Source organism: Streptomyces sp. Y309 (genome assembly GCF_056712025.1).
Genome location: NZ_CM160048.1, coordinates 2,708,487 through 2,726,113 on the forward strand (window position 1 = coordinate 2,708,487; position 17,627 = coordinate 2,726,113).

19 protein-coding genes are annotated in these 17,627 nt (G+C 70.6%); 1 reads left to right on the forward strand and 18 read right to left on the reverse strand.

Annotation, left to right across the window (positions count from 1 at the left end):
- Positions 1-123 precede the first annotated feature (123 nt).
- The 6 genes from rlmN to rpsB all read right to left on the reverse strand — a co-directional run bounded on the left by rlmN (position 124) and on the right by rpsB (position 6,313).
- Positions 124-1,230 carry a dual-specificity RNA methyltransferase RlmN gene (gene rlmN / locus AC0KTA_RS10040; RefSeq protein ID WP_481054776.1) on the reverse strand — a complete coding sequence of 369 codons (1,107 nt, stop codon included), beginning with the start codon at positions 1,228-1,230 and terminating at the stop codon, positions 124-126.
- A gap of 306 nt (positions 1,231-1,536) precedes the next feature.
- The gene (locus tag AC0KTA_RS10045) at positions 1,537-2,673 is read right to left on the reverse strand and encodes a phosphatidate cytidylyltransferase (RefSeq protein ID WP_481054777.1); all 1,137 of its coding nucleotides are present in this window, start codon (positions 2,671-2,673) and stop codon (positions 1,537-1,539) included.
- A gap of 45 nt (positions 2,674-2,718) precedes the next feature.
- Positions 2,719-3,276, reverse strand: a complete 558-nt coding sequence (frr, locus tag AC0KTA_RS10050; protein ID WP_481054778.1) for a ribosome recycling factor — start codon at positions 3,274-3,276, stop codon at positions 2,719-2,721.
- A 158-nt stretch (positions 3,277-3,434) separates the two neighbouring features.
- The gene (pyrH, locus tag AC0KTA_RS10055) at positions 3,435-4,193 is read right to left on the reverse strand and encodes a UMP kinase (RefSeq protein WP_189736944.1); all 759 of its coding nucleotides are present in this window, start codon (positions 4,191-4,193) and stop codon (positions 3,435-3,437) included.
- A 229-nt stretch (positions 4,194-4,422) separates the two neighbouring features.
- Positions 4,423-5,259 (reverse strand): translation elongation factor Ts, encoded by an 837-nt coding sequence (tsf, locus tag AC0KTA_RS10060; protein WP_481054779.1) that lies wholly within the window; start codon positions 5,257-5,259, stop codon positions 4,423-4,425.
- Between the two features lie 109 nt (positions 5,260-5,368).
- A complete protein-coding gene (rpsB, locus tag AC0KTA_RS10065) occupies positions 5,369-6,313 on the reverse strand; it encodes a 30S ribosomal protein S2 (protein WP_481054780.1) in 945 nt (314 codons plus the stop codon).
- A gap of 268 nt (positions 6,314-6,581) precedes the next feature.
- Here rpsB and AC0KTA_RS10070 point away from each other — a divergent pair, with 268 nt between their 5' ends.
- Positions 6,582-7,223 carry a peptidoglycan DD-metalloendopeptidase family protein gene (locus AC0KTA_RS10070; RefSeq protein ID WP_481054781.1) on the forward strand — a complete coding sequence of 214 codons (642 nt, stop codon included), beginning with the start codon at positions 6,582-6,584 and terminating at the stop codon, positions 7,221-7,223.
- A 237-nt stretch (positions 7,224-7,460) separates the two neighbouring features.
- Here AC0KTA_RS10070 and AC0KTA_RS10075 read toward each other — a convergent pair whose 3' ends face one another.
- The 12 genes from AC0KTA_RS10075 to rplS form a co-directional block, all read right to left on the reverse strand.
- Positions 7,461-8,018, reverse strand: a complete 558-nt coding sequence (locus tag AC0KTA_RS10075; RefSeq protein ID WP_481056372.1) for a TetR/AcrR family transcriptional regulator — start codon at positions 8,016-8,018, stop codon at positions 7,461-7,463.
- A gap of 151 nt (positions 8,019-8,169) precedes the next feature.
- The gene (gene whiG / locus AC0KTA_RS10080) at positions 8,170-9,009 is read right to left on the reverse strand and encodes an RNA polymerase sigma factor WhiG (protein WP_016638790.1); all 840 of its coding nucleotides are present in this window, start codon (positions 9,007-9,009) and stop codon (positions 8,170-8,172) included.
- 300 nt (positions 9,010-9,309) lie between these two features.
- Positions 9,310-10,566: a DNA-processing protein DprA gene (gene dprA / locus AC0KTA_RS10085; protein WP_481054782.1), complete on the reverse strand. Its 1,257-nt coding sequence runs from the start codon at positions 10,564-10,566 to the stop codon at positions 9,310-9,312.
- Positions 10,563-12,188 (reverse strand): YifB family Mg chelatase-like AAA ATPase, encoded by a 1,626-nt coding sequence (locus tag AC0KTA_RS10090; protein WP_481054783.1) that lies wholly within the window; start codon positions 12,186-12,188, stop codon positions 10,563-10,565. The genes dprA and AC0KTA_RS10090 overlap by 4 nt, the downstream gene beginning before the upstream one ends.
- Complete coding sequence (locus AC0KTA_RS10095) at positions 12,188-12,580, reverse strand: YraN family protein (protein WP_204327999.1); 393 nt, start codon at positions 12,578-12,580, stop codon at positions 12,188-12,190. The genes AC0KTA_RS10090 and AC0KTA_RS10095 overlap by 1 nt, the downstream gene beginning before the upstream one ends.
- A gap of 76 nt (positions 12,581-12,656) precedes the next feature.
- The gene (locus AC0KTA_RS10100) at positions 12,657-12,965 is read right to left on the reverse strand and encodes a DUF2469 domain-containing protein (RefSeq protein ID WP_003965949.1); all 309 of its coding nucleotides are present in this window, start codon (positions 12,963-12,965) and stop codon (positions 12,657-12,659) included.
- 55 nt (positions 12,966-13,020) lie between these two features.
- A complete protein-coding gene (locus tag AC0KTA_RS10105) occupies positions 13,021-13,545 on the reverse strand; it encodes an NUDIX hydrolase (protein ID WP_481054784.1) in 525 nt (174 codons plus the stop codon).
- Positions 13,546-13,549: 4 nt separating this feature from the next.
- Positions 13,550-14,341 (reverse strand): signal peptidase I, encoded by a 792-nt coding sequence (lepB, locus tag AC0KTA_RS10110; RefSeq protein ID WP_481054785.1) that lies wholly within the window; start codon positions 14,339-14,341, stop codon positions 13,550-13,552.
- Positions 14,342-14,470: 129 nt separating this feature from the next.
- On the reverse strand, positions 14,471-15,379 hold the full coding sequence (lepB, locus tag AC0KTA_RS10115; RefSeq protein WP_481054786.1) for a signal peptidase I: 909 nt from the start codon (positions 15,377-15,379) through the stop codon (positions 14,471-14,473).
- Entirely contained in the window at positions 15,363-16,445 is a 1,083-nt protein-coding gene (gene lepB / locus AC0KTA_RS10120; RefSeq protein ID WP_481054787.1) for a signal peptidase I, read from the reverse strand. The genes lepB (AC0KTA_RS10115) and lepB (AC0KTA_RS10120) overlap by 17 nt, the downstream gene beginning before the upstream one ends.
- Positions 16,438-17,160 (reverse strand): signal peptidase I, encoded by a 723-nt coding sequence (gene lepB / locus AC0KTA_RS10125; protein WP_481054788.1) that lies wholly within the window; start codon positions 17,158-17,160, stop codon positions 16,438-16,440. Before lepB (AC0KTA_RS10125) ends, lepB (AC0KTA_RS10120) begins: the two co-directional genes overlap by 8 nt.
- Before the next feature lie 69 nt (positions 17,161-17,229).
- The gene (gene rplS, locus AC0KTA_RS10130) at positions 17,230-17,580 is read right to left on the reverse strand and encodes a 50S ribosomal protein L19 (protein ID WP_081237419.1); all 351 of its coding nucleotides are present in this window, start codon (positions 17,578-17,580) and stop codon (positions 17,230-17,232) included.
- Positions 17,581-17,627: the final 47 nt, after the last annotated feature.

The window sequence follows — 17,627 nt, forward strand, 5'->3', positions numbered from 1 at the left end:
AGCGACCGAACTTCCTACCCAGAATGACCTGGGCGAGGTTCAGAGGGTCTGCGGCCGATACCGCACTCTCAGCGCTGTGGCGCTCCCCTGTCGGAATATGCAGATGTGGTTACGCCCGCAAGACTACCTCTCGGCCGCCGCGAGCTGGCCGCACGCCCCGTCGATCTCCTGGCCACGGGTGTCACGGATGGTGACCGGCACGCCGTGGGCGGCGATCGCCTCGACGAAGGCCTTCTCGTCCTCGGGCCGCGACGCCGTCCACTTCGAGCCGGGTGTCGGGTTCAGCGGGATGAGGTTGACGTGCACCGGCTTGCCCTTGAGCAGCCGCCCGAGCCGGTCGCCGCGCCATGCCTGGTCGTTGATGTCCCGGATCAGCGCGTACTCGATGGAGAGGCGGCGGCCGGACTTGGCCGCGTACTCCCAGCCGGCGTCCATGACCTCGCGGACCTTCCAGCGGGTGTTGACCGGGACGAGGGTGTCGCGCAGCTCGTCGTCGGGCGCGTGCAGCGAGATGGCGAGGCGGCACTTGAAGCCCTCGTCCGCGAACCGGTGGATGGCGGGCACCAGGCCGACGGTGGACACGGTGATGCCGCGCTGCGAGAGGCCGAGTCCGTCGGGCTCGGGGTCGGTCAGCCGACGGATGGCACCGACCACGCGGTTGTAGTTGGCGAGCGGCTCGCCCATGCCCATGAAGACGATGTTGGACAGCCGGGCCGCTCCGCCCGGGATCTCGCCGTCCCTGAGAGCCCGCATGCCGTCGACGATCTGGTGCACGATCTCAGCGGTGGACAGGTTCCGGTCCAGGCCCGCCTGGCCCGTCGCGCAGAACGGGCAGTTCATGCCGCATCCCGCCTGGGAGCTGATGCACATGGTGACCCGGTCCGGATAGCGCATCAGCACGGACTCCACCAGCGTGCCGTCGAACAGCCGCCACAGGGTCTTGCGGGTGGTGTCGTCGTCACAGCTGATGTGCCGCACCACCGACATCAGCTCCGGAAGCAGCGCCTCCTGGAGCTTGCCGCGCGCACCGGCCGGGATGTCCGTCCACTGCTCGGGCTGGTGGGCATACCGGGCGAAGTAGTGCTGCGAGAGCTGCTTGGCGCGGAACGGCTTCTCGCCGGTGGCGGCGACGGCTTCCTTCCGCTCGGCGGGCGTGAGGTCGGCGAGGTGCCGCGGCGGCTTCTTGGCTCCGCGGGGCGCGACAAACGTGAGTTCTCCGGGCTTGGGCATGGTCCTTCAAGTGTCGCAGACATACGAGAGAGGCCCGCCACCCTGTGGATAACGGACCCCTCGTACACAAAACCGCAGGTCAACCGCCCCAACCAAGCCCAGCGGCTCAGCCGGTGCCGACGAACGCCACAAACAACAACCACACCACCGGCGCCGTCGGCAGCAAGGAGTCCAGCCGGTCCATGCTGTATCGACATGCGGCTCCGCCGCGTGGCGCCGTGGCCAGGCAGCAGCGTGCCCATGCCACCCTCGACACCAGAGCCCGGCGACACCACCGCACAACACGCACCCACTCAAACAGCGAGATCAGCCAGTACCCACGAACGCCACAAACAACAACCACACCACCGGCGCCGTCGGCAGCAAGGAGTCCAGCCGGTCCATGATGCCGCCGTGGCCCGGCAGCAGCGTGCCCATGTCCTTGATGCCGAGGTCACGCTTGATCATCGACTCGCCGAGGTCGCCGAGCGTCGCGCTCGCCGCGACCGCGAGGCCGATGAGCAGGCCCTGCCACCAGATGCCGTCGTCGATCAGGAAGTGCATGCACAGCGCGCCCGCCGCCATCGCGAAGGAGACCGCGCCGAGCAGCCCTTCCCTGGTCTTCCCGGGGCTGATGCGCGGCGCCAGCTTGTGCTTGCCGAAGCGCCAGCCGATCGCGTACGCACCAGTGTCGCTGACCACGGTGAGCAGCAGGAAGACGAACACCCGCCAGGGACCGTCGTCCGCGGTCAGCATCAGCGCCACGAACGTCGCGAGGAAGGGGACGTAGAACGCCGCGAAGACACCCGCGGTGACGTCCTTCAGATAGCCCTCGGGAGGCTCGGTCATGCGCCAGACGAGCACCGCGAGAGCGGTCAGCGCCATCGCCACCCAGGCGCCCTCGGCCCCGCGGACGTACCCGGCGACGACCATCGCGGCGCCGCCCACGGCGAGCGGCACGAGCGGCGCCCTGATGCCCTTGCGCTCTTCGAGGCGCGAGGTCAGCTCCCAGAGGCCGACCACCACGGCGACCGCTATGACGCCGACGAAGACCGCCTTCTTGATGAAGAGCGACGCGAGGATCACCGCGCCGAGCCCCACGCCGACCCCTATGGCCGCCCCGAGGTCACGGCCCGCGCTCTTCTTCTGCGGGGCTGGGGCGGGCTGTGGTGCGCCGGTCATGGGCTCCTGCGGCTTCTGCGCGGGGGGTGCGGGGGGCGGCGCGGGCGGCGTCTCGTCACGGAACAGGGGGCCGCTCGGCTGAGCAGCCCCCCGGTCGTCGTCCTGGTGTCCGCCGCTCACGCTTGCGTCGGGAACGATGGGCATGGGCTGCGTCTCTGAAGGAGTCAGTGCATGCTGCGCATCGTATGCGGGACCCGCCGGGGCAGCACCCTGGACCGGTCCCTGGCCGGGTGCCCCCCAGTACCCGGCTCTGGACGGCGCCCCCCAGGAAGTGTCGTTCACGGAGTTCGGATTCCTCAGACCTAGATGGACGTCGAGCGGACTCGATCAGACCTCGAGCAGCTCGGCTTCCTTGTGCTTGAGCAGCTCGTCCACCTGAGCAACGTACTTCGACGTGAGGTCTTCGAGGTCCTTCTCGGCGCGGCGGCCCTCGTCCTCGCCGATGTCGCCGTCCTTGATCGCCTTGTCGAAGGCGTCCTTGGCCTTGCGACGGATCGAACGGATCGAGACCTTCGAGTCCTCGCCCTTGGTCTTGGCGACCTTGATGTACTCGCGGCGGCGCTCCTCGGTGAGCTCGGGGAACGTCACCCGGATGATGTTTCCGTCGTTGCTCGGGTTGACGCCCAGGTCCGAGTCGCGGATCGCCTGCTCGATGTTGCGCAGTGCGGTCTTGTCGAACGGGGTCACCACGGCCATGCGCGGCTCGGGCACCGAGAACGAGGCGAGCTGGTTGATCGGCGTCAGCGCGCCGTAGTAGTCGGCCACGATTTTGTTGAACATCGCCGGGTGGGCACGGCCCGTACGGATCGCGGCGAAGTCCTCCTTGGCGACCACGACGGCCTTCTCCATCTTCTCCTCGGCCTCGAGGAGGGTCTCTTCGATCACCACTTGCTCCTGCGTGTCTTGAGTAGGCCCGGCTTCCATGAATCGGCCGGCTGCGTCGCGTCTCTTTCCTGCACGGTGTCCGACCGGCAGGGCTTTGTCCATCCCCTCGATGAGGTCGGCCGACGGCGTCGTCGACCCCGACGAGGGACGTACTCGGCTCAGGCCCGGGAGTCCTGGTCGCCCACGAGTGTGCCGATCTTCTCACCCTTGACGGCCCGCGCGATATTGCCCTCGGCGAGCAGTTCGAAGACGAGGATGGGCAGCTTGTTGTCCCGGCACAGGGTGACGGCGGTGGCATCGGCGACCTTCAGGTCGCGGGTGATGACCTCGCCGTACCCGAGGGAGTCGAACTTCACCGCGTCCGGGTTGGTCTTGGGGTCCGAGTCGTAGACCCCGTCGACGCCGTTCTTGCCCATGAGCAGGGCTTCGGCGTCGATCTCCAGGGCCCGCTGGGCGGCGGTGGTGTCGGTGGAGAAGTACGGCATGCCCATACCGGCGCCGAAGATGACGACGCGGCCCTTCTCCAGGTGGCGCACGGCGCGCAGCGGGATGTACGGCTCCGCGACCTGCCCCATGGTGATGGCGGTCTGCACGCGGCAGCCGATGCCTTCCTTCTCCAGGAAGTCCTGCAGCGCCAGGCAGTTCATCACCGTGCCGAGCATGCCCATGTAGTCGGAGCGGGCCCGGTCCATGCCGCGCTGCTGGAGTTCGGCGCCGCGGAAGAAGTTGCCGCCGCCGATGACGACGGCGATCTGCGCGCCGTCACGCACGACGGCCGCGATCTCGCGGGCGATTTTGTGCACCACATCGGGGTCGACGCCGAGTCCGCCGCCTCCGGCGAACGCCTCGCCGGACAGCTTCAGCAGGAAGCGCCCGGCTACTTTGCCGTCGTCACTCTTGGTGTCGGCCTTGGTCATGGAGTTCTCCTTGTGGTGCACATACGAAGAGGCCATTGCCGGTGGGGTGGTGTTCTCCCATGCGCGGCAATGGCCTCCTCGTCAGATCTTGCGGTCGTCCGTCGCGTGCGAGGGTCCCGTCCTTCCGGGTTCCCCTCGGATACGCCGTCACGCCCGTCACGTACGCCGCTGCGTACGCGGGCGACCGCGCTAGACCCTAGCGGGGTCTAGCGTCGATCGTGGTACGGACTCAGATGCCGACCTTGATGCGCGAGAAGCGCTTCAGGGTGACACCGGCCTCCTGGAGGACCTTCTCGACGGACTTCTTGTTGTCGAGGGCGTACGGCTGGCCCAGGAGGGTGGCGTCCTTGAAGAAGCCGTTGAGGCGACCCTCGACGATCTTCGGCAGGGCGGCCTCGGGCTTGCCCTCGGCGCGGGTGGTCTCCTCGGCGACACGACGCTCGGCCTCGACGACCTCGGCCGGCACGTCCTCCTTGGAGAGGTACTTCGGCGCGAAGGCGGCGATGTGCTGGGCGACGCCCTTGGCGACCTCGGCGTTCTCCTTGTCCAGCTCGACGAGGACACCGATCTGCGGGGGCAGGTCGGGCATCGTGCGGTGCATGTACGCGAAGACGTAGCCGTCGGAGAACTGCGCGAAGCGGTCCAGGACGATCTTCTCGCCGAGGTTGGCGTTGGCCTCGTCGACGAACGCCTGGACCGTCTTGCCGGGCTCGATCTCGGACGCGAGCAGCGCCTCGACGTCGGCCGGGCTGGTCTTGGCGACGTGGGCGGCCAGTGCGTTCGCGACGGACTGGAACTTCTCGCCCTTGGCGACGAAGTCGGTCTCGCACTTGAGCTCGACGATGACGCCGGTGGAGTTGTCGTCGGCGATCAGGGAGACGACGGCGCCGTTCTCGGCGGAGCGGCCCTCGCGCTTGGCGACGCCCTTCTGGCCCTTGATGCGCAGGGCCTCGACGGCCTTGTCGACGTTGCCGTCGGCCTCGTCGAGCGCCTTCTTGCAGTCCATCATGCCGGCGCCCGTGAGCTCACGGAGCTTCTTGACGTCAGCGGCGGTGTAGTTCGCCATGATTCTCGAAAGTCTTTCTCGAAGTCGAAGATCTACGGGTGAACGGCGGGGGCCGTGCTTGTGGCACGGGCCCCCGCCGTCAGCAGCCGATGCTGCCCAAGCTCAACCGTCAGGCCTGCTCGGCGTCCGCGGCCGGAGCCTCGGGGGTCTCGTCGGCCGGCTTCTCGTCGGCCTTCGGGGCCTCGTCGGCCTTCGGAGCCTCGTCAGCCTTGGGGGCCTCGTCAGCCTTGGGGGCCTCGTCGGCCTTCGGGGCCTCGGGGGTCTCGTCGGCCTTCTTCTCGCCCTCGAGCAGGTCGCGCTCCCACTCGGCGAGCGGCTCGCCCGCGGCCTTCTCGCCCGGCTTCGAGTCACCGGTGGCGACGCCGGAGCGGGCGATGAGGCCCTCGGCGACGGCGTCGGCGATCACGCGGGTGAGCAGGGTGACGGAGCGGATCGCGTCGTCGTTGCCCGGGATCTTGTAGTCGACCTCGTCGGGGTCGCAGTTGGTGTCGAGGATCGCGACGACCGGGATGTTGAGCTTGCGCGCCTCGCCGACGGCGATGTGCTCCTTCTTGGTGTCCACGATCCAGACGGCGCTGGGCACCTTGGACATCTCGCGGATACCGCCGAGGGTCTTCTCCAGCTTGGCCTTCTCGCGGGAGAGGACGAGCAGCTCCTTCTTGGTGAGGCCGGAGGCGGCCACGTCCTCGAAGTCGATCTGCTCGAGCTCCTTGAGGCGCTGCAGACGCTTGTAGACGGTCGAGAAGTTCGTGAGCATGCCGCCCAGCCAGCGCTGGTTGACGTACGGCATGCCGACGCGGGTCGCCTGCTCGGCGATGGCCTCCTGCGCCTGCTTCTTCGTACCGACGAACATGACCGTGCCGCCGTGGGCGACGGTCTCCTTGACGAACTCGTAGGCGCGGTCGATGTACGACAGCGACTGGAGCAGGTCGATGATGTAGATGCCGTTGCGCTCCGTGAAGATGAAGCGCTTCATCTTCGGGTTCCAACGGCGGGTCTGGTGACCGAAGTGGACGCCGCTTTCCAGCAGCTCCCGCATCGTGACGACGGCCATGGCCGTACTCCTTGGTTTTCTCGGTTATGTCCTGACGCCCGGCGCGCGCCGTGCCACGTACTCGCGTACGGGACCGAAAGGCGCTGACACCATCGGCTGCGAGAGCCTGATGTCGGGGCGTGCGAAGTCGACCCGGTGACCCGGATCGCCACATGAAGTGTACGGGACCCGCGGGGCGCCGGGTGACGGCGCTGTCCACAACCGGCTGGTAGTCCACCGTTCCCGGCCATGATCCCCGCGGATCGGCGCCGGGCGGGACCGTTCTGGCATGACGTGTGAGCGACTGCCCCGGGTGCGGGGCGCGACGAATGTGGCGGTGTGGGTCCTGGTGCTGCTGGCGCTGGTCTGCGGGTCCGTGCGGGCGGCGGGACCGGGGCCGGCTGCGCCTGCGAGCCGCGCGCAGGCACCGGAGCCGCCACCGGGCGCGGCGGCCGCGGCGGCCCGGGGTCCGGTTCCGGTCGTCGGCGGCGTTTGGCCGGTGGCGGCGCGTCCGTGGGTGGTACGGGGATGGGAGCCGCCGGCCACGGAGTACGGCGCGGGTCACCGGGGCGTGGACCTGGCCGCGCCGCCGGGCTCCCCGGTCCGCGCGGTCGCCCCGGGGCGGGTGTCCTTCGCGGGGCGGGTGGCGGGCCGCGGGGTGGTCTCGGTGGAGCTGGCACGCACGGGGGACCCGCCCCTGCGCACGACCTACGAGCCGGTGCGGCCCACGGTCAGGAAGGGCGCGGAGGTGGCCACGGGCGACCCCCTCGGCACGGTCGAGCCAACGGCCCGCTTCCACTGCCCCACGGCATGCGTGCACTGGGGCCTCCTCCGGGAGGACACCTACCTGAACCCGTTGACCCTGCTCCCACCGTGGCTCCTGGGCCGAGCCCCGTCCCGCCTGCTGCCTCTGACGACCAACCGTCTGTAGGCAAACGTGCCACAGAGTTCGCTCCCGTCCCGGCTGTGGGCAGTCGTGCCGCACCCCCCACTCCCACTCCCGCTCCCGCTGTGGGCACGTGCTGCAGAGTGCGCCTTCCCGGCTGTGGGCAGTCGTGCCGCAGGGCGGCACGGGTGGGCACAGCCCCCGGTTCCGGGCACCCTGATGCCAACGCCGACCAAAGTCGCCCCCGGGCGCCCGACACCCACCCCAGGCCCCCGGCCAGACCTAGCCGCGCACGCCCCGCAGAGCCATGGCCACGGCAGCCTCCGTAATGGCCTCGGGCTCCTCGGCCACCCCCAGCTCGATCCGCCGGACCGCGGCGTCCACGATCCCCTGCAACAGCATCGCGGCGAGCCGCGGCTCCTGATGCCCCAGCGCCCCGAGCGCCTCCACGATCATGGCCACAAGACCACCGTGCGCGGCCCGGATCTTCTCCCGCGCCCCCGCGTCCAGCTCGCTCGCCGAGATCGCCACCACGGCCCGGTGCCGCCGGTCCCCGACCAGCGCGAGCTGCCGCCGCACGTACGCCTCGACCTGCGCCTCGGGCGAGTCCGCCGCTTCCATGGCCGCCGAGACCTCCGCCGCCCAGACGGGGAAGTCGACCTCGCACAGCTCTTCCACGACGGCCGCGCGCGAGCGGAAGTATTCATAGACGGACGAGCGCGCGAGTCCCGTGCGCTCGGCGAGGGCCGGGAACGTCAGCGCCTCCGTACCGCCTTCGGACAGCAGGGATCGCGCTGCGTCCAGCAGGGCGCCGCGCTGCATCGACCGGTGCTCGGCCACAGAGGCCGCTCGAATCCTTGGCACGGCTCCACTTTACGGACGAGGCGCCCGCCAGGGGAGCCCGCCAGGCAGGCATTCCTCCTGGCAGCGGCAGCGCCGGGGCACAGGGCGCGGCCGGAGGCAGGGACGATTCACCCGCGCACCGGCACCCTCACCGACCAAAACTGGCCAGCTTCGCCCGCAACTGCAGCACCGACTTCGTGTGGATCTGGCTCACGCGACTCTCCGTCACCCCGAGCACGTTGCCGATCTCGGCGAGCGTGAGGCCCTCGTAGTAGTACAGCGTGACGACGGTCTTCTCCCGCTCCGGCAGCGTATTGATCGCCCGCGCGAGGAGCCGCCGCAGCTCACGGTCCTCGGCGACCTCGACGGGATTGTCGGCCGCGGTGTCCTCGAGGGTGTCCATCAGGCTCAGCCGGTCGCCCTCACCGCCGACATGCAGCAGCTCCTCCAGGGCGACGACGTTCGCCAGCGACAACTGGCTGAAGACCGCGTGCAGTTCCTCCACCGGGATGCCCATCTCGGCGGCGACCTCGCCCTCGGACGGGGTGCGCCGCAGCCGCGCCTCCAGCGTGGCGTACGCCCGCTCCACGTTGCGCGCCTTCTGCCGCACGGACCGGGGGATCCAGTCCAGCGCCCGCAACTCGTCGATCATCGCGCCCCGGATCCGCGTGATCGCGTACGTCTCGAACTTGATCGAGCGCTCGATGTCGAACTTCTCGATCGCGTCGATGAGCCCGAAGACCCCGGACGACACGAAGTCCGCCTGCTCGACGTTGGGCGGCAGGCCGACGCTCACGCGACCCGCGACGTACTTCACGAGCGGCGAGTAGTGCAGGATCAACTGCTCGCGCAGCCGCCCGTCGCCCGTCGTCTTGTACGACCGCCACAGCTCGTCCAGCGACGTGGGAGCGGGTGGCCGCTCCCGCTCGCCGCTTCGGGCGGCTGGGGGAACTGCCGCCCGGTCGGACCCTGAGGTGTGCTGGGGCATGCGTCGCCTTGAGCCGTTCTGCCGTGAACTGGGGAAAGTTGCCGGAATCAGTGCGCTTGGGAGTGTGTGCGAAGTGAATGAGGTCGTCCGTCTGATGGCTTGTCCGCACCGGATCCATTGTGAGCGTAGCGTGACTGAAGTGTCGCAGAGTGCGAAGACTATGGGATCGCGCGTACGCAGATACGTTCCGCTTGACGCTCCACGGGATCACTTTCGTCGCGCTGCGTGACGGACGGGCCGCGCCAACTGCACGAATTCCCAAGGCCGTCGGGGTTCATCCGTCCGGCGCAACACTCACCGTCACGCCTCACCTCCACTCGGAAGGAGCGAGAGAATCGCCTGGCGTGTCAACTGCCAGCCGTCGCCGTGTCGTTCGACGAAGCCGAGCGAGCGAAGTTCGTACAGCCGGGCGACGGCGTCGTCCACGCTGGTGCCCGCCCCCCGTGCGATGTCCCGCGTCCCGGTGCTCCCGTGCGCCGGCAGGGCGGCCAGCACCCGGGCCGCGCCGGGGTGCAGCAGATCGCGCGGCACCACCGGGCCGCGCCGCGGCGGCGCCAGCTCCCCCATGTCCCCGACCAGCTCCACGATTTCGGCGGCGTCGCTGACCAGCACCCCGTCCCCGCGCAGCAGTTCGTGCACCCCCGCCGACAATCCGCTGGTGGCGGGCCCGGGCACCCCCATCGTGTGCCTCCCCAGGTCCTGGGCGCAGCGCGCCGTGACCAGGGCGCCGCTGCGGTAGGCAGCCTCCACGACGACGGTGCCGCGGGTGAGCGCCGCGATCACGCGGTTCCGCAGGATGAATCTGCTCGGCGTCGGGTGGTCGCCCGGCGGCAACTCCCCCACCACGAGCCCCTGTTCCGCGATCCGGCCGATCAACTGTGCGTGCCCCCGGGGATAGGGCCGGTCGACCCCGCACGCGAGCACCGCCACGGTGGCGCCGCCCGCGCCGAGGGCACCCCGGTGCGCGGCGCCGTCCACGCCGTACGCCCCGCCGGACATCACCACCCACCCGCGCTCCGCCAGCCCCGCGCCGAGACTAGCCGCCATGTGCGCCCCGTACTCCGTGCAGGCCCGGGCCCCCACGACCGCCACCGACCGCAGCGCCCAGATCCGCAGGGACGGCCGCCCCCGCACCCACAGCCCGACGGGCCGCGCGTCCCCCAGGTCGTCCAACTGCACCGGCCACTCGGCATCCCCGGGCACCACGAACCGCGCCCCGACCGCCCCGGCCGTCTCCAGATCCCGCACCGCCCGCACCCGCCCGGTCCGGGCCCGCAAGCCCTCCCACCGCTTCGCCGTGACCCCCGGCAGCCGCTCCTCGCCGTCGCCCTGCCCATGCCCCCCGACCAGCCGCCGCAGCACCTCGACGGCCCCCCACTCGCGCAGCCACCGCCCGCCCACGGCGTCCCCGGGCTCCAGCACCCGCGTCAGCGCGACGCGGGCGAGGCGGTCCTCGTCGAGGAGTGAGGGTGGGGGTGGGGGTGGGGCCGGACCCCGCTCCCCTTCCCCGCTCGCGTCCGCGCCCTCCCCGGTCACGTCCTCCCCTTCCCCGCTCACGTCCGCGCCCCCACCACCATGGGCAGCCCGCGCGGCACCCCGGTGCGCAGTTGGAGCGCCAGCGCCACGTCTCCCGCGTCCGGGCGGTCGTGGCCCGTCAGGTCGGCCACGGTCCACGCCACCCGCAGCACCCGGTCGAGGCCGCGGGCCGTGAGGAGGCCGCGCTCCAGGCCGTGTTCGGCCTCGGCCATGGACCCGGGGACGGCGTGCCACCGGGTGCGCAGCTCATGGCCCGGCACCTCGCTGTTGGTGCGCCAGGGGGTGCCCGCGAGGCGGGTGGCCGCGCGCTCCCGGGCGGCGCGTACGCGGTCGGCCACGACCTGTGTGGACTCTCCCCGCGCCCCCTGCGCCGTCAGTTCGGAGCGGGTGACGGCCTCCACATGGACCCTGAGGTCCACCCGGTCGAGGAGGGGGCCGGAGAGCCTGGCCTGGTAGCGGCGGATGGTGCTCGGGGAGCAGTCGCAGCTGTCGCCCGTCACGCTGAAGCGTCCGCACGGGCAGGGGTTCGCCGCGAGCAGCATCAAGAACCGCGAGGGCAGCCGCACCACGCCGGCGCTGCGGGCGATCACGACATACCCCGATTCCAGCGGCTGGCGCAGGGCGTCCAGCGCGTGGCTGCTGAACTCCGGCGCCTCGTCGAGAAAGAGCACCCCTCGATGAGCGAGGGAGACCGCCCCGGGCCGGGCGATCCCCTTGCCGCCGCCCACGAGCGACTGCATGGTCGCCGAGTGGTGCGGCGCACAGAACGGCGGGATGTCCACCAGCGGGTTGCCGGGCGGCAGCATGCCCGCGACCGAGTGGACGGCCGTCACCTCCAGGGACTCCGCCCTGGACAGCCGGGGCATGATGGCCGGCATCCGCTCGGCGAGCATGGTCTTGCCGGCGCCCGGCGGCCCTTGCAGGAACACATGGTGTCCACCTGCGGCCGCCACCTCCATCGCCGTGCGCGCCGAGGCCTGGCCGACCACGTCCGCCAGGTCCTGCTGCTGGTCGTGCTCCGAGGTCCCGAAGCCGCTCATGCCGGTGCCGAGCCCCGCACCGGGCAGGTTCAGGCCCGCCATCAGCGGGTCCGGGCGGCCGGCCTCGGCCGGATCCTCCTCCGGGACCGGTTCGTCGGTGAGGACCGCGATGAGCTGCCGGAGGCTGCGCACACCGAGGACGGACACCCCGGGCACCAGTGCGGCCTCCGCCGCCGTGCACTCCGGCACGACCACCTGCTCATAGCCGGCGTCCGCCGCCGCGAGGACGGCGGGCAGCACGCCGCGCACCGGCCGCACCCGGCCGTCGAGCCCCAGTTCGCCGATCATCACGATGTCGGCGAGGACACGGGGGTCGATCCGCTCCGCGGCACCGAGGACCGCGCAGGCCACGGCCAGGTCGAAACCGCTGCCGCCCTTCGGCACGGACGCGGGGCTCAGGCCGACCGTGAGCTTCTTCTGCGGCCACTCGCCACCGGAGTTGACCACCGCCGCCCTGACCCGGTCGCGGCTTTCCGTGAGGCTCTTGTCGGGCAGCCCCACCAGCGTGAACGCCGCGACGCCCGGTTCCAGATCGGCCTGCACCTCGACGACGACGCCGTCGACGCCGACCAGAGCCACCGAGCACGTACGCGCGAAGGCCATCAGGCCACCCCCCGCGCGTGCTCGACCACGGGCGCGCCGCGCTCGGGCACGACGACGCCCACCAGATCGATGCGCACGCCGCCCGGCGGCGCCCCGCCGTGTTCCTGGAGCCAGCGCTCGGCGAGGCCGCGCAATCGCTGGGCCTTGACGGGCGTGATCGCCGCCATCGGATGCTGGAAGGACGCCTCCCTGCGGGTCTTCACCTCGCAGACGACCAGGGCGTCACCGTCACGGGCGACGATGTCGATCTCGCCCGTCCTGCCGCCGCGCCAATTGCGGTCCAGGACCGTCATCCCGGCTTCGGCCAGCCGCCGTGCGGCCAGCTCCTCGCCGTACTTGCCGAGTGCACCCTGTGCGTTCATGTCGGCACCACCTCCGACACCCACGGTCACGCGGCGGGCCCCAGCTATTGGATCTTGGTGCGCTACTGGCGGGTTGTGGACAACCCTGTCCCCCGAACGGGGAAGCTCAGCCGCCCGGCAGCTCCAAATCGCTCTTGTTGAGCTCTTCGATGTTCACGTCCTTGAACGTGAGTACCCGTACCTGCTTGACGAACCGCGCCGGCCGGTACATGTCCCACACCCAGGCGTCCGCCATCGACACCTCGAAGAACACCTCACCCTGGACCGAGTGCACCTGCATCTCGTAGTCGTTGGTGAGGTAGAAGCGCCGCTCGGTCTCGATCACGTATTTGAACAGACCGACGACGTCTCGGTACTCCCGGTAGAGCTTCAGCTCCATCTCGGTCTCGTACTTCTCGAGGTCCTCGGCGCTCATGGCATGTTCCCCTTCAGCCGTGCGTCCCCCTATTGTGCGCCAGCCCCGGGAGCCCCTACACGATTTCCGTGTCGAGGGTCTGGGGCGCGCTCGGGGGACCCTCGTCGAGCAGCGTGCGCAGCAGCTCGGCGAGTCTGGTCGGATACACCGTCTCATGTGCCTGGGCGAGTTCCCGGCACGTCCACCAGCGTGCTCCGGCGACGCTGCGCCGCTCCAGGTCGGTCAGGCCCGTCGCACGCGTCGCCGTCTGCGCGGTTCGGGCCAGGTAGTACCACTCGTCCTGGTCCCAGCGCTCCCCGGCGAAGGGGAAGGAGCACACCCGGCGCCACAGGACGGGGCCCAGTTCGACCTCTGTGATTCCGGTCTCCTCGGCGAGCTCCCGCAGCGCGGCCTGCGCACGCGTCTCGTCACCCTCCAGGCCACCGCCCGGAGTGAACCACCAGTCGTCCGCCGGGTCGCCCGGCTCATGGCCGTGCAGCAGCAGGATCCGGTCCCGCTCGTCCAGCAGCACGACGCGCGCCACCTTCCGCAGCGGCCGTCCGGCCACCGCACCGGCCCCGGACCCGGCGGTTCCCGTCATGTCCTCAGCCGACACCGGCAGCCTCCGTGGTCCCACCGGCCCTGCCGCCCCCGCCGCCCGCGCCGCCCGCGCCTCCGGGCTGCCCGGCGCGCCGCCGTGCCCGCTTGGCGATCGGGCCGTACGCGGCACCCCCGAGGACCAGCACCGCGCCCACCACCACCGCGGTGAGCTGCCACCGCAGCGGCCCCGGGGCGGACGTGCCGCCGGGCAGGTCGTCGAAGGCGGTGGTGCGGTCGAGCATGCCGTCCAGCGGCCAGGCCACGGCGTCGACGCGGCCCTTCACCGCGCTGCGCGGCACCGTGCCGTGGTCGGCGTCCTCCAGATGCACGCTGGAGTCCATCGAGCCGCTGCGCTCGTCGCCGAGCAGGAACAGCCGGCCCTTGGGCACGGTCGTCTCCGGTATCCCGGTCGCCGCGGCCCCTCCTCCCTTGGGGAGATACGGTTCGTCGATCTGCTTGCCGTTGACGGTCAACTTGCCGTCGGTGCAGCAGGCGACCTTGTCTCCGCCGACGCCGACGACGCGCTTGACCATCGGCAGGTCGCCCCAGGTCCGCTGCCGGAAGACGACGACGTCGCCGCGGCGCACGTCGTCGCCGTCGATGCGCTGGGCGAGGACCCGGTCGCCCGCCCCGATGGTGGGCGTCATCGAGCCCGTGGGGACGGTGTACGGCTGGTAGACGAAGGCGCCCCAGACGAAGCCGCCGAGGAAGAGGACACAGCCGAGGGCCACGGCGATGCCCGACAGCGTGCTGCCGAGCCGTCCGTGGCCCTCGTCCGTACGACGTGTCGTGCTCATCCCAGTGCTCCCCCGGCTCGGAGACGACCCCGCGGCCCCTCGTACCGAGTATGCGAGCGGCGTACGACAGTGACGCGCGCCGTCGTCCGGGACGGGGGCCGTGGAAGATCGGTGATCTGGGACGGCAGACTACCCGGCGGTACCTCCGCCAGAAACCCTGGTGCCGCGGCCGGAATCCTGGCGTGCGGCCGCCCGTCGACGGCGCCACAGCACGATCGGCACGGCGCCCGCGAGGCCGAGGGCGGCCGGGGCCGCGCTCATCGCCTGGCCGATGCCGGGCTGGTCGAAGGTGTCCGGGACCGGGAGCGTTCCCCAGCGGGTGGGGGGCCAGGCGATCACGAAGGCGCGGCCCACGACGTTGTCGACGGGGACGGCGCCGCCGCCCGGCTGGTTCTGGTGATACCGGGAGTCCAGGGAGTTCTGCCGGTGGTCACCCATGACCCAGATTTTGCCCTTGGGAACCGTGACCTTGAACTGGCCGCCCTGGTCGTCGACCGTGCAGGGGGTGTTGCCCTCGAAGACGTAGTTCTTCTCGTTCAGCGCCTTGCCGTTGACCTTCACGGGGCCGGTGCCCTTGCACTCCACGGTGTCGCCGCCGACGGCGATGACGCGCTTGATGAGGTCCTTCTCGTCGGCGGACGGCATCAGGCCGATCCAGCCGAGGACCTTCTGCACCGCGTTCGGGTCAGGAGTGGGCTCGCCGTCCAGCCAGTGGCCCGGGTCCCTGAAGACCACGACCTCGCCGCGCTCGGGCTCGGAGCCGAACCACGGGGTCAGTTTGTCGACAAGCACCCGGTCGCCCTGCTGCAGCGTGTTCTGCATCGAGTCCGACGGGATCGAGAACGCCTGGACCAGGAAGGTCTTGATGACCAGGGCGAGGATCAGCGCGATGCCGATGAGGAGCGGCAGCTCCTTCCAGAAGGACTTGGGCTTCTTCTTGTCCTTCGCCGGCTTCGGCAGCTCGCCCTGTGGGCCCGGGACGCCGGTCTCGCCGGGGGCCGCCGGGCCGGGGGCCGCGGTGTCAGGGCCGGTGCTCATCCCGTCCGCCGCGGGTGCGGGTGCCGGCTCTGCGGAGTGCCCAGGCTGCTCCTCGGGCCCCTCGTGTCCGGATCGTGCGCCGACCGCCACATCCCCCACATCCACTCCTCAGTCCGTACCACTGCCTGCCCCGTGCGCGACGCAGGCCCACCACTCCCATAACGAGCGGGAGTTCCGCAGGGGTCGGGAGGCCGGTAATTCCGTTGCGATCGCCGGGGGCCACCCTATGCGACGCTCCTGTGGCAGTGTCCGACCCGGCGGGCGCGTCGGGCACGGACGCGTACGTGTCGGGCTCTTCCAGTTTGCGCCAGTGGCCGAGCGGCCAGGCGATGACGAGCGCGCGGCCCACCACCTCGTCCTCCGAGACGGTGCCGCTGAACTTCTCGTTCCGGTGGAACCGGGAGTCGGCGGAATCCGAGCGGTGGTCGCCCATGACGAACAGCCGTCCCTTGGGGACCTTCACCTCGAACTCGAACTGGGAGGGCTTGTCCCCGGGGTGGATGTACGGCTCGTCGAGCGGTACGCCGTTGACGGTGACCTTGTCGTTCTTGTCACAGCACTTCACGGTGTCGCCGCCGACGCCCACGACGCGCTTGATCAGGTCGCGCTCGTCGTCGGACGGGAGCAGCCCGATGAAGGTCAGGCCCTGCTTGATCTGCTTGACGACGACGGGGTCGTCCTTCTTCTTGCCGCGCTCCTCCTCCAGCCAGTTCCCGGGGTCCTTGAAGACGACGACGTCCCCGCGCTCGGGCTTGCTGCCGAACCACGGGGTGAGCTTGTCGACCAGGACGCGGTCGCCGATGCGGATCGTCTGCTCCATGGAGCCCGAGGGGATCACGAAGGCCTGCACCAGGAAGGTCTTCAGGACGAGGGCGATCAGCAGGGCGACGCCTATGAGGAGTGGTATCTCCTTGATCGCGGAGCGGCGCCTGCGGCGCTTGACCTTCTTCGCGAGCTTGCGGCGCTCGGCCCGGCCGGGAAGCACGGGGCCGGTGGTGGGACGCGTTCCGGTGGGCAGCCGGGTGTCGGCGGCGTGGGTGGCCTTCGCGCGGCCGCGATTACCCATGTGCGCCGCCGGGTGCCGGCACGCGCGCGTAGGCGTCGGGGCGCTTCAGGGAGGTCCAGCGGCCGAGCGGCCAGGCGATCCAGTCGGCCCTGCCGATGACGGAGTCGACGGGGATCATGCCGCCGCCGGGAGACCCCAGGTGGTCGCGGGAGTCGCTGGAGTCGCTGCGGTGGTCGCCGAGCAGGAAGAGGGTGTCGTCGGGCACGACGACGTCGAACGGCACCGTGGAGGGGGCGTCCCCGGGGAACAGATACGGCTCGTCGACGGGTTCGCCGTTCACCTTGATCCTCCCCCGTTTGTCGCAGCAGACCACCCGGTCGCCCCCCACGCCCGCGACCCGCTTCACGTAATCGGAGTCTCCGAAGTAGCCGCTGCCGTCGAAGACGACCGCGTCACCGCGCTGTGGGCCGGAACCGAAACGGTACGCCAACTTGTTGACGAGTACGCGGTCCCCGGGCCGGAACGCGGGCTCCATGGAGCCGCTGGGGATCGCGTACGGCTGCACCACGAAGGTGCTGAGCAGGAGCAGGACGGCCATGCACAGGAGGGCGGTCAGGGTGAGCCGGCCGCCGGGAATCCAGGCCACGAAGGACGCGAAAACGGAGCGCGACCGCTCCTCCGTGCCCTCCGTGTCCGGTGCGTCCGCGGCAGCGGGTCCGGACTCGGAGGAGGGGGAGGAGCGGTCGCGCTCCGTGTGCTGTGCTTCGGTGTCCATCGGGGCCAGATGCTATCCGGCCCCGCTGTGGACCCGCGCGTGAGCTCGACCCGAGGGCCGTGCGCGAGCTCAGCTCTCGCGCTTCTCCTTGATCTTCGCGGCCTTGCCGCGCAGGTCGCGCAGGTAGTACAGCTTTGCGCGGCGGACGTCACCCTTGGTGACGAGCTCGATCTTCTCGACGATCGGGGTGTGCACCGGGAAGGTGCGCTCGACGCCGACGGAGAACGAGACCTTGCGGACCGTGAAGGTCTCGCGGACACCGGCGCCCTGGCGGCGGATGACTACGCCCTTGAACTGCTGCACACGGGAGCGGTTGCCCTCGATGACGCGGACGTGGACGTTGACGGTGTCACCCGGGCGGAAGGCCGGGATGTCGCTGCGCAGCGACGCGGAGTCGACGGAGTCGAGCAGGTGAGACATGATCGTCTGCTTTCTTCGCTGATGCCACAGGTCATCAGCGGAACGTG